A 13,250-nucleotide genomic window follows, 5' to 3' on the forward strand; every position below is an offset into this window, starting at 1 on the left:
ATGTGATGGACGCTGCCACGATCACCACACCCGTCGTCCTGATCCTTCTCGGCCCTCCGGGTGCCGGGAAGGGTACACAGGCTCGTATGCTTGAACAGAAGTTCGGGTTGGTTCAACTCAGCACCGGAGACTTGCTGCGTGCCGCCGTCGCGGCGGGGACTGAAGCAGGTTTGGCCGCCAAAGCCGTGATGGAGGCCGGAGATCTGGTCAGCGACGATATTGTCATCGCGATCCTGCGCGATCGACTGGCCGAGCCGGACTGCGCGAAAGGAATCATCCTTGACGGCTTTCCCCGCACCACGGTTCAGGCACAGGCGCTGGACACTTTGTTGGCCGAATCTGGGCAAAAGATCAATTCGGCCATCAGCCTCGAGGTAGAAGACGCTGAAATGGTGATCCGGATTTCGGGTCGCTACACCTGCGGCATGTGCGGTGAAGGCTACCACGACACGTTCAAGCTGCCCGCGGTTGAAGGAAAATGCGACAAATGCGGCAGCTCAGAGTTCAAACGGCGCGCAGATGATAACGCTGAAACTGTTGCGTCCCGGCTGACGGCCTATCACGCGCAGACGGCACCGCTGATTGACTACTATCAGGCCCAAGGAGTGCTGAAGGGTATCGACGCAATGGGCCAGATAGATGACATCTCAATCGACCTGCAAGGGTATGTGCAAGAGGTCATGACTTAAAGGGTGGATCAAAGCGCAGGGCTTTAATCCTAAATCAGAATACTTCGAAGGAACTGCCTTGGCAGAACCGAGAAGTTTTACCTGACGTCACGGGGCGTTGGGCACAATCGCAAAGCGACCTGACGCGCATGAGGAGTTGTGTGCCAGGCCGTACGGCGAAAAAGCGAAGGAGGAACCCGCAATGGCGGATCAATCATCAAACTCCGCGCAGGCTGCCGAGTCCGACAAGGGCTATTGGCAGGCCAACCTGCGCCTAATTTACATCAGCCTTGTGATCTGGGCGCTGGTGTCGTTTGGATTCGGCATTCTGCTGCGTCCGCTGCTTTCGGGTATTTCCGTGGGTGGTACAGATCTGGGCTTTTGGTTCGCACAGCAGGGTTCGATCCTGGTCTTTCTGGTGCTGATCTTCAACTACGCCTGGCGCATGAACAAGCTGGACGCTGAATACGGCGTGGACGAGGAGTAACAGCATGGACCAGTTTACCATCAACCTGCTGTTTGTCGGCGCGTCATTTGCGCTGTACATCGGCATCGCGATCTGGGCCCGCGCGGGGTCTACATCGGAATTCTACGCCGCCGGTCGCGGCGTTCACCCGGTCACCAACGGTATGGCGACAGCAGCGGACTGGATGTCAGCGGCCTCGTTCATTTCGATGGCGGGCCTGATTGCCTTTACCGGCTATGACAACTCGACCTTCCTGATGGGTTGGACCGGTGGCTACGTGCTGCTGGCTCTGCTGCTTGCGCCTTACTTGCGTAAGTTCGGCAAATACACCGTCTCGGAATTCATTGGCGACCGTTTTTACAGCCAGACCGCCCGTGTCGTTGCGGTGATTTGTCTTATCGTTGCCTCGGTAACCTACGTGATCGGTCAGATGACCGGTGTCGGCGTGGCCTTTGGCCGCTTCCTTGAGGTGTCGAACACTTCCGGTCTGCTCATCGGTGCCTGTGTGGTGTTTGCCTACGCGGTGTTTGGTGGGATGAAGGGCGTGACCTACACTCAGGTCGCTCAGTACTGCGTGCTGATCACCGCCTACACCATCCCGGCCATCTTCATCTCGCTGCAGCTGACCGGCACCCCTGTTCCGGCGCTGGGTTTGTTTGGTGACACCGCAAGCGGTGAGCCTCTGCTGACCAAGCTGGATGCCATCGTGACCGAGCTGGGCTTTAACGAATATACAGCCCACCACTCGAACACGCTGAACATGGTTCTGTTCACCCTGTCGCTGATGATCGGTACTGCGGGTCTGCCGCACGTCATCATGCGCTTCTTCACCGTTCCCAAAGTGTCTGACGCCCGCTGGTCCGCTGGCTGGACGCTGGTGTTCATCGCACTGCTGTACCTGACCGCCCCTGCGGTTGGCGCAATGGCTCGTCTGAACATCACCGACATGATGTGGCCTAATGGTGGTATCGAGGGCGGCGCTGTTTCTGTCGAAGCAATCGACACCGACCCGCGCTACGACTGGATGGCCACGTGGCAGAAAACCGGTCTTCTGGATTGGGAAGACAAGAACGGTGACGGTAAAATCCAGTACTATAACGACGCAAACGCCGACTTGCAGGCAATTGCCGAGGAAAAAGGCTGGGTTGGAAACGAGCTGACCAAGTTCAACCGTGACATCCTGGTTCTGGCCAACCCCGAAATTGCCAACCTGCCGGGTTGGGTGATCGGTCTGGTCGCGGCTGGTGGCCTTGCGGCTGCGCTGTCGACCGCCGCAGGTCTGTTGCTGGCGATCTCGTCGGCGGTGTCCCACGACCTGATCAAGGGTGCGATCAACCCGCAGATCTCGGAAAAAGGCGAGCTTCTGTCAGCGCGTATTGCAATGGCTGTAGCCATCGCTGTAGCAACGTGGCTGGGCCTGAATCCTCCGGGCTTCGCGGCGCAGACGGTGGCCTTGGCCTTCGGCCTGGCGGCAGCCTCGATCTTCCCGGCGCTGATGATGGGTATCTTCTCGACCCGCATCAACAACACCGGTGCGGTCGCGGGTATGCTGGCTGGTCTGGTTGTAACACTGATCTACATCTTCCTGCACAAGGGCTGGCTGTTCATTCCGGGCACCAACTCTTTCACTGATGCTGATCCGCTGCTGGGTCCGATCAAGTCGACCTCGTTCGGGGCGATCGGTGCCATGGTCAACTTTGCCGTCGCCTACTTCGTGGCCGGTGCGACCAAGGAAACTCCGCAGGAGATCAAAGATCTGGTCGAAAGCGTCCGCATTCCCCGTGGCGCGGGTGCAGCTCAGAATAAATGAGCACGATGCGGCCCAAAGCCTACTTGCCAAAGGCCGCGTCTTTCGACTGACTACTCCCGCCCGGCACTCCACCGGGCGGGATTTTTAAACCGGAAACCGAGGAGTATTCCATGCCCCTGTCCCATGATGAGATCACCCGGTTCCTGAAATCCGTACACCCTTATGACGCCCTGCCAGCTAATGTCTTGGATGCCATCGCACACCAGATCGAGGTGTGGGAGGTCGAAGAGGACTTCACGGTCTACAAATTGGGTCATTCTTTACCCGGTGTTTTTGTGATCTATGAGGGACAGATTGAGATCAAAGACCGGAACGATGTCGTCGTTTCGCATCTTGGTCTACGAAACTCATTCGGTGAACGCGGGCTTTTGAAGGATGGCAAGGCAATCACCAAGGCACGCGCCGACGCCTCATCGGTGCTGTTGCTTTTGCCTCCGGATCTGGTGCGCGAATTGATCGCCGGACATCAAGTCGTCGCAAAGTTCTTCAACCGCAGCCGTACCACACGCGCAGGCCCACAGAGTCTGGCCACCAGTTCGATCGACGTTCTGATGGCGCGCAACCCAGCCACCTGCCCGCCTGATACACCGGTCCGCGAAGCCGCGCAGCTGATGCGTGACAAGCATATCTCATCGCTGTGCGTGACGGATCAGGAAACTCTTCTTGGCATCGCGACCCTGCGCGACGTGTCTGGCAAGTTTGTCGCGGACGAAATGCCAGCGGACACGCCCGTTGCCTCGATCATGACCGCTAACCCGATTACCCTGTCACCTTCCGATATCGGCTCGGATGTTCTGCATATCATGATGGAACGAGGGATTGGCCATGTTCCAATCTCCGAAGGTGGACGGTTAGTCGGTATCGTTACTCAAACCGACCTGACCCATTATCAGGCCGTCAATTCGGCCGAACTTGTGCGCCAGATTGCAGCCGCGCAGACAGCGGAACAAATGGCTACTGTGACCGATGAAATTCCACAGCTTTTGGTACAGCTTGTTGCCGCTGGAAACCGGCACGAGATCGTCACGCGCCTGATCACGGATATCGCTGACACAGCCACCCGTCGACTGTTAGCCTTGGCCGAAGCCAAGCTTGGCCCGCCCCCCGTACCCTATCTGTGGCTGGCCTGCGGATCGCAAGGGCGGCAGGAACAGACTGGTGTCTCTGATCAGGACAATTGCCTGATGCTGGACGACAGCGTGACCGACGGTGACATGCCCTATTTCCATGCGATGGCACAGTTTGTATCGGACGGGCTGGACACATGCGGGTACTTCTATTGCCCCGGCGAAATGATGGCGACAAACTCGCGCTGGTGCCAACCGGTACAGGTGTGGCGCGACTATTTCAAAAGTTGGATCGCCAAGCCAAATCCCGAAGCACAAATGCTGGCATCCGTCATGTTTGACCTACGCCCGATCGGTGGCGCATTCGAGCTGTTCGACAAGCTGCAAGCCGATACGCTGGTTGCGGCCCGGGCGAATTCGATCTTTGTGGCGCACATGATTTCAAACTCATTGAAACACACGCCTCCGCTTGGCTTGTTACGGGGATTTGCGACGATCCGGTCAGGTGAGCACCGCAATACACTGGATTTAAAGCACAACGGTGTCGTTCCCGTCGTCGATCTGGCCCGGATTTACAGTTTGCAGGGCGAGCTTCCCGAGGCGAACACGCGCGCGCGTTTACGGGCGGCCGGAGCGGCTGGTATCCTTAGCGAGTCCGGAGCGCGGGACCTGCTGGATGCATATGATCTGATTGCTGAAACCCGTCTGGAACACCAGGTGCGGCTTGTAAAAAGTGGCGAAAAGCCGGACAACTTCATGCCACCCACGGCCCTGTCCGATTTCGAACGCAGCCATCTTCGGGACGCGTTCGTCGTGGTCAAGACGATGCAATCGGCGGTGGGCCACGGAAAAGGTATGCTGGGTTGAACCGGCCGAAATTGGGAGAAACACAATGTTCCTGGAACTGATCGCCACACTCTTCGCAGGCGTCGCATTTGCAGGCGTCGTGATGCTGGTGAACAAGGTGACGGGCGGTCGCTTGCCAAGGTGGGCTGCCCCTGTTGCAGCCGGTTTGGGGATGATCGGAATGACCATTTCCAGTGAGTATTCCTGGTATGACCGCACCAAAGATACGCTGCCTGAAGGCATGGCGATTATTCAAGAAATCGAAAGTCGCGCGTTTTACCGCCCCTGGACCTATGCGGTGCCGTTTGTTGAACGTTTTGCCGCGATTGACACAGCCTCGGTTCGGACCAACGAACAGGTGCCCGAGCAACGGTTGGTAGACCTTTACTTTTTTGGGCGCTGGTCCCCGGTTTCCAAGCTGCCGGTCGCTGTGGATTGCGCACAAAACCAGCGCGCCAATCTGGCGGACGGGGCCGAATTCGGATCCGAAGGTCAGCTGCTGAACGCCGACTGGATCAACGCAGAAACCAACGACCCCATCATCGAGGCCACCTGCGGAGTGTAACATGCTGACCCGGTTAAGCCTGCGCTTACGCATCTTCCTGTTTTTTTGCCTGCTGGCTGTTGGCGGGTTAGCTGTCAGTTCTCTCGCCTTGTGGATCAGTTATCGGCGCGTTGCAGATCCTGAATTGGTCAACGCCTTCATCTTTGCTGAAATCCTTATGGCTTTTGGCTTTGTGGCGCTGATAGCCGCCGTTTGGTTGCTGTTTGATGACAACGTCGCCAAGCCGATCGAGCGTCTTTCGGCTGAGCTGCGCGCGCGCGCGCACGCAGGCGTCAACCGGGAAATGGATGTTCAGGCCGCGCGTTACCTGGGTGATCTGGCCCCTGCTGCGGCTGGTCTGGCCGACCAACTGTCAGAGAAGACTATGAGCGTAGCCGAAGCCGTCGCTGCTGAAACCGCCCATCTGGCTGCCGAAAAGCAGAAGCTGACAGCCTTGCTGACCGACATTCCGGTGGCCATGCTGCTAGCCAGCCCGACGCATAAGATCGTGCTCTATGATGGTCAGGCGGCCGAAGTTCTGGCGCAGATTTCACATCCCCGCCTGAATGCGTCGATGTCCGAGTATTTTCAGATGGGTCCCTTGGAACAAGCCTTTTCCAAACTTACCAAAACAGGGCTTGAGGTCGGTTGCACTCTTACAAGTATCGACGGCACACAAAACTATATGACGCGTATGAAACCCTTGGGCGACGCACCAGGTTACATGTTGATTTTTGACGACAGTGCCACAAACATCGCGCCCGAGGCCGCGCGGCCGCTGGTCTATGACTTTGCCCTATTGAACTCGGCTGCCAATAAGGAACTGCGTACACTTGACCTGCGCGAGCTTTGCTTTGTTGTGTTCGATACCGAAACCACGGGGCTGCTGCCACACAAGGACGAAATTGTGCAGATCGGAGCAGTGCGTGTCGTAAATGGCCGGATCATTGAAGGCGAACGGCTGGATATATTGGTCAACCCCGGTATGCCAATCCCTGCTGCCTCGACCAAGGTTCACAAGATCACAGACAATATGGTCTCGGGCGCGCCTGGAATCGCCGAGGCTGGCAAGGTCTTTCATCAATTTGCGCAGGACGCGGTGATCGTGGCCCATAATGCGCCATTCGACATGGCTTTTCTTCGCCGTCATGCGACCCGGATGGGCGTTGAATGGAACCACCCCATTCTGGATACTGTCCTGCTGTCCGCCGTTCTGTTCGGCGCCAGTGACACACACACACTGGACGCCGTGTGTGACAGGCTCGACATCACTATCCCGCCAGAGTTGCGCCATACGGCGCTGGGGGATGCGGTCGCAACGGCCGATGCGCTGGTTCGTATGTTACCGATGCTTGAGGCGCGCGGCATGACCACCTTTGGCGCGGTGATCGAGGCGACCCGTCAGCACGGACGCTTACTGGAAGATTTGAACTAGGCTGGAAAAATACAGTTTCAAGCGCAGCTTTTCGTGGACAATTTCATTGGGCCGTGGCACCTGAGGCGCGGCCACTGAATGAGCGCGTGATGACCGAGACCACTTTCACCCCATCCCCCGACCAAAGCATCGCTTTCCGCGAAGCCTTGGGCTGTTTCGGAACAGGGGTCACCGTTGTGACAACGCATACCGAAATGGGGCCGCGGGCGATCACGGTGAATTCGTTTTCGTCGGTCTCGCTGGATCCACCTCTGGTTCTTTGGTGCCTTGCAAAGGACTCAAACCGGTTCGGCGCGTTCCATAACTGCCAGCATTATTCGATCCATGTCATGGCCGAAGATCAGCAGGATCAAGCACTGAAGTTTGCCGAAAATGGCGAAGACTTCTCGCACGCAGATTGGATAGCCGACCATGCCAAGCGTCCGCACCTGTCTGATTGCCTTGCTCGGTTTGATTGCACGCTAAACGCCCAACACGATGCCGGAGATCACCTTATCCTGATTGGCCAGGTCGAAAAGGTGATGTACCGCACAGGCAAGGGGTTGATTTTCAAGCGTGGACAATTTGGGGGTTTTGCCGATCTAATATAGATCAATAAACCCAAATTACATTGCTATATCTGAATAATTTAGCAATGTAGTGCGATGATCGGCACCAGGAATAAAATAGTATTCGTCCACATACCCAAAACCGGCGGAAGCTCGGTCGCATGGGCGTTACGTAAGGAATTTGATCGACCGAATCCGTTGCAGCGGATGTTAAAAAGCTTGGACGGTCGAACGATAAACAGGGGCATCTACCAAAAGTCGCGGTTCCAGCCGCTTCCAGATCATGCCAAGGCGATAGACTATCTGGAACGCTTGGGCCCAGTGTATTGGACAATGCGCTCGGTTGCCTTCGTTCGTAATCCATTCGACTTGTTGATTTCACTTTATAGCTACATCCAACAAACCGAAATTCATCATGACCACCAGGCGGTCAAAGGTATTTCTTTTAAAGAGTTTATATTGACGCGCGGCGGAGGCGAGCTTTCACCTTACAGACAAACAAGTTTCCTGTTGGACGAACAGAACCAATGTCTAGTCAGCTATGTTGGCCGAATGGAAAACCTAGGCACCAACTTCCAGAGTTTTTGCGCGAAAGTCGACATCCAAGCCAGTTTAAGCCACCAAAACAAGTCCAATAGATCAAGGGTAGTTGCGGATCACTACAACTCCGAGATGATAGATATTGTCGTCGAAACGTTCCGCGCGGATTTCAACTTACTAGGCTACAGCACTGATCCGAATATCCAATCCATAGACCAGATGGAGTTGCTGAAGCACCCTAAGCTGAAACCAATTTAGTTACTCGTCCAGCGACCCATGCACTGCCAGTGCCTCAAGCTGGGTTTCCTGCGGGGTGATGATGCGGAAAGCCTCATGCACACCCGTCTCGGATAGTTCACGCGCGACGGTCAGCAGGGTGTTGGGAGCATGTTCTTCGCATAGCTCGGACATATGAGTGATTTCGGCTTGCGCGACGCCCATCGCCGCCTCAACCGAAGGCGCGCCGTAGATTTGTACGAAATGCTCGGCCAGGTTCTGCGCAATCTGGTCGATCTCGGCTGGTTCCACTTGCGTCACTGCCACGAATGTCACCCGGCCAAAGGTCTCGACACCCAGCCATCCGTTCGCGAAAGCCTGCCGGGCCTTGCCCTCAAGATCGCCCTCGCCCCAGTTCGAAAACTCGAACCCGCCCGAGATGCACCACTCGCCCGTGCGGGCCGGGGAATGAAATACGTTCATGTCGCTTTCGTCGAAATGGATCGCGCGGGCCAGTTTCATCTTTAGTTCTCCAGTAGATCCGTCAAGGGGCGCAGGGTTGTTTCGGCACCGTCGCGGATCAGCATTCCGAACCGCTCGTCGGCGCCCAGAAAGACACCTGTGTCAAAGGGTTCGCCCACCCCGCGTAGCAGCCCCATCCATTCGGCATGAAGCGGCGCATTTCCGTCCTCTTGCCAGCGGTTGAGCCATGTCAGCATATGCCTCGACCAGCTTTCAACCATTTGAGTCGGCGACACCTCAGCGCAGCCTTCATCATAAAGCGCTGTAATATCTGGGTTTTCGCCGGGCGCGTCGCTGGTTTGCAGCAGTGCCAGTTCCCAGCCGACGATCAGCCAATCGGGTTCTTCCTCGGGCGCAGTGCTTGAGGCCGCGACCTGAAACATCCCGCATTTAGCCCCGTTGACACAGATCGGACCGTCCCAGTCCAGATGGACCGCCACCTCGGGCGGGGCCAGCGCGCCCAGCGCGTTCTGAAACCCCACGGCGCAGAGCGGCAACATCGCCATCGCGTCCTGCAGCGGAACTTCGGGTGCAAAGACGATAGCCACGCGTAAGCGGTCAGCCTGAATGTTGTAAACCACGGTGCCCGCATCACATCCCAGCGCGGCCATGGCCTGCGCGCGCTGAAACGGATCTTGTCCCCCCTGGACCGGGTGACCGACCAACAGAGGGGGAAATACCGGCTCGCTCATGCGTTGCCCTTGGCGATTAAGTCGCGGGCGATTTTGCGGAACGCGTCGGCCTGCGGGCTGTCGGGTTTGCTGACCACGATGGGCGCACCCCCATCAGCGGCCACGCGAATGTCCAGATGCAGAGGGATTTCCCCCAGCAGCGGCACACCCAGAGATTCAGCCTCGGATTTCACGCCACCATGGCCGAACACATGTTCCTCATGCCCGCAATTCGAACAGATATGGGTGGACATGTTCTCGATCATGCCGACGATGGGCGTTTTCAACTGGTTGAACATGTCGATCCCCTTGCGGGCATCGATCAGGGCTACGTCCTGCGGGGTCGACACAACAATCGCGCCATCCACCTGGAACTTTTGGCTCAGCGTCAGTTGCACGTCACCGGTGCCGGGCGGCAGGTCGACGATCAGCACATCCAGCGCGCCCCATTGCACCTGGTTCATCATCTGCTGCAACGCGCCCATCAGCATCGGACCTCGCCAGACAACCGCCTGCCCTTCGTTGGTCATCAGCCCCATGGACATCATGGTGACGCCGTGATTGCGCAACGGCAGAATGGTCTTGCCATCCGGGCTGGCCGGACGCCCCGAGACACCCAGCATCCGGGGCTGCGAAGGGCCGTACACATCCGAATCCAACAGACCCACGCGCCGCCCCTCGGCGGCCAGCGCACAGGCGAGGTTCGCGGACACGGTCGATTTACCGACACCCCCCTTACCCGAGGCCACGGCGATGATGCGATCCACGCCCGCCACCGGTTGCGGGCCGGTTTGCGAGGGTTTGGGTTTCGGCTTCAGATCCGGCGGCGCCTTGTCGGAATGCGCCGTCAGCATGGCCGAGACCTTGGACACACCATCAACCATCTGAGCAGCCTGCTCGGCCGCCGCGCGCACGGGTTCCATCTTTTCGGCGTTCTTAGGGTCGATCTCCATCACGAAGCGTACGGTGTCACCTTCGACATTCAGGGCACGCACGATCCCGGCGCTGACAATGTCTTGTCCGGACATGGGATCGGTGATTTTCTTCAGGTTCGCCAGAACTGCGTCACGAACACTCATGCCTTTTCTCCGTGTGTCGATCCAACCAAGTGGTTGATTTTCATTGCATGTGTCTCCGTCTCATTCAGTTTATTTGACGCAATCGGGGCGCTGCCGTTAGGCTGACCCCATGCGCGTTATCCTTTTGTGCCTGAGCCTGACGCTCTCCGCCACCCCCTCTTGGTCGCAAGAGGCGCTGGGACTGGCTGCCCCGCCCGAGGTTGCCGACTCTGGTCTGTTGCAACATATTCTTCCGCGCTTCTCGCTCAAGACCGGGATACGCGTTATTGCGGATGATACCGGCGTTTTGGTTTTGGAAAGCGGCCCGCCGGGCGATCCGGTCTTTGCCCGCGACGGTGTGATCTATCACCTCAGGATCGGCGAGGATGCCAAACACGAACGTTTCCGCGACTGGCTGCTGTCCGATATCGGCAAGCGCACGGTTGAAGGGTTTGCTCCGGAAACCGGCGCGCCCTTCTCGGCCGAATTCGAAGTTGCCGCGGTGCAGGAAGAGGTGGTTGTTGATGGCGACGCCGCATGGGGCGAAGAACTGTCGATGACTCATTGCGGGCGGTGCCACGTGATCGGCCCGCAAAACCGCATGAATGGGCTGGGCTCGACGCCATCCTTTGCAGTCCTGCGCGCCATGCCCGACTGGTCGGAACGGTTCGAGGCGTTCTTTGCCCTGAACCCACACCCCGCCTTTACCCAGATCGACGGGCTGACATTGCCCTTTGACCCCGAACGCCCCTCGCCCATCCACCCCGTCCAGATGACGCTGGACGAGTTGGAGGCGATACTGGCCTTTGTATCGGTCATCAAAGCCGCGGATCTGGGCGCACCGTTGCAGCTTCAATGATCCTTGCGCTTTGAGAAATAATCCTCGGTCGTAACAACCTTGGGACGCGGCGCAGACTGGAACGGGTTGTCCTGTTGCTGGAACTGCGCGTTCACACGGCAGTTGTCACACATCTGGATCATCCGCGCCTTGTTCGAGGTGGCAAACATCGGATGCGTACCCGACAGCTTCTCCATGATCCTTTCAACTGTGGATTTCACACCGAACAGCGCGCCACATTCGACGCATGCAAAGGGTTCTTCCTCGTTCAACACCTGCTGAGACAGGGCCGCATCGCTCAGGTCCAGTTGCGGGACCAGCGTGATCGCGTCCTCGGGGCAGATTGTTCGGCACATACCGCATTGCAGGCAGGCATCCTGCTGGAAGTTCAACTGCGGCATGTCGGGGTTGTCGATCAACGCCCCCGACGGGCAGAGCGACACGCAACTCAGACACAGCGTGCAACTGTCTGTGTTCACCGCCACCGCTCCGTAAGGCGCATCTTCGGGCAATGGCAACGGAGCTTCGGCCTGAGGGTTGAGCGCCTGCGCGGCCAAGCGTGCGATTTGACGCCGGTTTCCCAAGGGCAGCACCGGATCGGCCAAAGGCTCTGGTACGTCCTGTGCGTATAGTTCGTCAGACATCGTATCCGGATCGGTCTGATCAATCAGGCCCAACTTCCCCGCGCCTGCGATGGCCTCGGCCAGTGCCAGTTCACGATCCAACGCGTCCCGCTCGGTCGTTGGCGCCAGCAACACATCCACCCGAGCAAATCCATGGGCCAGTGCGGCCAGCATTTCGGAATGGCCAAACCCCGAGATGACGTTCAGTTCCAACGGGATCACGTCGGCAGGCAATCCGCGACCAAAGCGGGCGGACAGTCGGATCATCTCAGCCCCGTGGGCATCATGAACCAGCAAACGGGGCGCTGCCCCCTCGGCCCGTCGATAGGTGCGCGCCAGAATGTGCATCCGGGACAAAAGTGCTGCAACCGGCGGATCTTCGTAGGTGATCGCCGTCGAGGGGCAAACCGCCGCGCATTCTCCGCATCCGGCGCAGATCATAGGATCGATAGCCACATGTTCGCCCGCAGAGGTGATCGCACCAGTCGGGCAGATGTCCAGACAGTTCGAACACCCTACCTGTTCGGCGCGGGAATGGGCGCAGAGGGTTTCCTCCATCCGCACATAAAGAGGTTTTTCAAAGGTGCCGACCAGTTGCGCGGCCTCAAAGGCCAGGCGTTCAACAGCGACCGTATCCTTGGGATCGGCCCTCAGATACCCCTCGCGCTTGGCAGGGGCCTGCACGAAAGGCGTATCCCCGGTCAGATCCAGCACGATATCGCAGGAGGAGCCCGCCCCGTCGCGCGGTTCAGACCATGCAAACGCCCCGCGCCCGCCGGGTTCTAACTGTTGTAGCGCATCCAGCCGCAGGGAAAACCCGCCCAAAGCACCGGTCAGCGACCGAACGCGCCCGCGCACCACATCGTAGGCGCGCGACATCGGCTCGCTATCGTCAGTGCTCAGGACAGTGACGGCCAAGGTCGACGACAGACGCTCGGCCAGATCAAACGCCACCGCGCCGGGGCCGATAATAAAGCACGTGCCTTCGCTGACGACATCCACACTGGGCGTGATCGGCTGCGGCAACACTGCCTCAGCGGCCAGAGCGGCCATCTTGGGGGCGGCATCCGCGCCCTCATCCGACCATCCCGCGCGGTCACGCAGATCGACGAAACCCGGGGCTTCGACCCCAAGTTCATCGGCCAGGTCGCGAAAGACTTCCTGCTCTTGCCCACAGGCGACGATCACGTCACCGTCCTGCATAAACTTGGCAGCTGCCTCCAACTCGCGCGTGCACAGGGCCGTGTGGACTTTGGAACAGGTCGCATCACAGGCGGATGCGATCTTGTCTGCGTCCACGCGCTGAGTGCCCGCGCAGTCGCATAGTAATATCTTGGTGCTCATATCCCCTCCCCGGATGTCGCGCCATTTTACAGCACAGTAAGCTGTATTCCGGGA

The 13,250-nt window shown here is 58.2% G+C and carries 13 protein-coding genes; 9 read left to right on the plus strand and 4 right to left on the minus strand.

The features are described from left to right. Positions 1–5: 5 nt before the first annotated feature. The 8 genes from ABWV79_RS15710 to ABWV79_RS15745 all read left to right on the plus strand — a co-directional run bounded on the left by ABWV79_RS15710 (position 6) and on the right by ABWV79_RS15745 (position 8,182). Positions 6–689, plus strand: coding sequence for an adenylate kinase (locus tag ABWV79_RS15710; protein WP_170750782.1), 684 nt, complete (start codon positions 6–8; stop codon positions 687–689). A gap of 181 nt (positions 690–870) precedes the next feature. Further along, a complete protein-coding gene (locus tag ABWV79_RS15715; RefSeq protein WP_170352909.1) occupies positions 871–1,155 on the plus strand; it encodes a DUF4212 domain-containing protein in 285 nt (94 codons plus the stop codon). A gap of 4 nt (positions 1,156–1,159) precedes the next feature. Continuing rightward, positions 1,160–2,944 (plus strand): sodium:solute symporter family protein, encoded by a 1,785-nt coding sequence (locus tag ABWV79_RS15720; protein ID WP_170352907.1) that lies wholly within the window; start codon positions 1,160–1,162, stop codon positions 2,942–2,944. Positions 2,945–3,054: 110 nt separating this feature from the next. Then, a complete protein-coding gene (locus ABWV79_RS15725) occupies positions 3,055–4,878 on the plus strand; it encodes a DUF294 nucleotidyltransferase-like domain-containing protein (RefSeq protein ID WP_353393084.1) in 1,824 nt (607 codons plus the stop codon). Between the two features lie 25 nt (positions 4,879–4,903). Next, a complete protein-coding gene (locus tag ABWV79_RS15730) occupies positions 4,904–5,422 on the plus strand; it encodes a hypothetical protein (protein ID WP_170352898.1) in 519 nt (172 codons plus the stop codon). A 1-nt stretch (position 5,423) separates the two neighbouring features. Then, complete coding sequence (locus ABWV79_RS15735; protein WP_353393086.1) at positions 5,424–6,836, plus strand: 3'-5' exonuclease; 1,413 nt, start codon at positions 5,424–5,426, stop codon at positions 6,834–6,836. 89 nt (positions 6,837–6,925) lie between these two features. Then, positions 6,926–7,426 (plus strand): flavin reductase family protein, encoded by a 501-nt coding sequence (locus tag ABWV79_RS15740; RefSeq protein WP_209196525.1) that lies wholly within the window; start codon positions 6,926–6,928, stop codon positions 7,424–7,426. A gap of 54 nt (positions 7,427–7,480) precedes the next feature. Then, positions 7,481–8,182: a sulfotransferase family 2 domain-containing protein gene (locus tag ABWV79_RS15745; RefSeq protein WP_353393088.1), complete on the plus strand. Its 702-nt coding sequence runs from the start codon at positions 7,481–7,483 to the stop codon at positions 8,180–8,182. On the opposite strand, the gene ABWV79_RS15750 is transcribed toward ABWV79_RS15745, so the two are convergent. The 3 genes from ABWV79_RS15750 to ABWV79_RS15760 are packed head-to-tail and all read right to left on the minus strand — an operon-like array spanning position 8,183 to position 10,412. After that, the gene (locus ABWV79_RS15750) at positions 8,183–8,662 is read right to left on the minus strand and encodes a DUF6505 family protein (RefSeq protein ID WP_170750768.1); all 480 of its coding nucleotides are present in this window, start codon (positions 8,660–8,662) and stop codon (positions 8,183–8,185) included. Positions 8,663–8,664: 2 nt separating this feature from the next. Continuing rightward, the gene (locus ABWV79_RS15755; RefSeq protein ID WP_170352889.1) at positions 8,665–9,354 is read right to left on the minus strand and encodes a biotin/lipoate--protein ligase family protein; all 690 of its coding nucleotides are present in this window, start codon (positions 9,352–9,354) and stop codon (positions 8,665–8,667) included. Continuing rightward, positions 9,351–10,412: an Mrp/NBP35 family ATP-binding protein gene (locus ABWV79_RS15760; protein ID WP_353393091.1), complete on the minus strand. Its 1,062-nt coding sequence runs from the start codon at positions 10,410–10,412 to the stop codon at positions 9,351–9,353. Before ABWV79_RS15760 ends, ABWV79_RS15755 begins: the two co-directional genes overlap by 4 nt. A 109-nt stretch (positions 10,413–10,521) precedes the next feature. Between ABWV79_RS15760 and ABWV79_RS15765 the strand changes: the two genes are divergently transcribed. Beyond that, positions 10,522–11,250 carry a hypothetical protein gene (locus ABWV79_RS15765; RefSeq protein ID WP_170352887.1) on the plus strand — a complete coding sequence of 243 codons (729 nt, stop codon included), beginning with the start codon at positions 10,522–10,524 and terminating at the stop codon, positions 11,248–11,250. Here the strand turns inward: ABWV79_RS15765 and ABWV79_RS15770 are convergent. Beyond that, on the minus strand, positions 11,244–13,196 hold the full coding sequence (locus ABWV79_RS15770; protein ID WP_353393093.1) for a 4Fe-4S binding protein: 1,953 nt from the start codon (positions 13,194–13,196) through the stop codon (positions 11,244–11,246). The two genes, ABWV79_RS15765 and ABWV79_RS15770, sit on opposite strands and share 7 nt — an antisense overlap. Positions 13,197–13,250 lie beyond the last annotated feature (54 nt).

It is taken from the genome of Ruegeria sp. HU-ET01832, assembly GCF_040371315.1.
GTDB classification, from domain to species: domain Bacteria; phylum Pseudomonadota; class Alphaproteobacteria; order Rhodobacterales; family Rhodobacteraceae; genus Ruegeria; species Ruegeria lacuscaerulensis_A.

Coding starts and splice junctions, on each gene's coding strand:
- ABWV79_RS15710 (WP_170750782.1), top strand. CDS start 6: ATGGACGCTGCCACGATCACCACACCCGTCGTCCTGATCCTTCTCGGC.
- ABWV79_RS15715 (WP_170352909.1), top strand. CDS start 871: ATGGCGGATCAATCATCAAACTCCGCGCAGGCTGCCGAGTCCGACAAG.
- ABWV79_RS15720 (WP_170352907.1), top strand. CDS start 1,160: ATGGACCAGTTTACCATCAACCTGCTGTTTGTCGGCGCGTCATTTGCG.
- ABWV79_RS15725 (WP_353393084.1), top strand. CDS start 3,055: ATGCCCCTGTCCCATGATGAGATCACCCGGTTCCTGAAATCCGTACAC.
- ABWV79_RS15730 (WP_170352898.1), top strand. CDS start 4,904: ATGTTCCTGGAACTGATCGCCACACTCTTCGCAGGCGTCGCATTTGCA.
- ABWV79_RS15735 (WP_353393086.1), top strand. CDS start 5,424: ATGCTGACCCGGTTAAGCCTGCGCTTACGCATCTTCCTGTTTTTTTGC.
- ABWV79_RS15740 (WP_209196525.1), top strand. CDS start 6,926: ATGACCGAGACCACTTTCACCCCATCCCCCGACCAAAGCATCGCTTTC.
- ABWV79_RS15745 (WP_353393088.1), top strand. CDS start 7,481: ATGATCGGCACCAGGAATAAAATAGTATTCGTCCACATACCCAAAACC.
- ABWV79_RS15750 (WP_170750768.1), bottom strand. CDS start 8,662: ATGAAACTGGCCCGCGCGATCCATTTCGACGAAAGCGACATGAACGTA.
- ABWV79_RS15755 (WP_170352889.1), bottom strand. CDS start 9,354: ATGAGCGAGCCGGTATTTCCCCCTCTGTTGGTCGGTCACCCGGTCCAG.
- ABWV79_RS15760 (WP_353393091.1), bottom strand. CDS start 10,412: ATGAGTGTTCGTGACGCAGTTCTGGCGAACCTGAAGAAAATCACCGAT.
- ABWV79_RS15765 (WP_170352887.1), top strand. CDS start 10,522: ATGCGCGTTATCCTTTTGTGCCTGAGCCTGACGCTCTCCGCCACCCCC.
- ABWV79_RS15770 (WP_353393093.1), bottom strand. CDS start 13,196: ATGAGCACCAAGATATTACTATGCGACTGCGCGGGCACTCAGCGCGTG.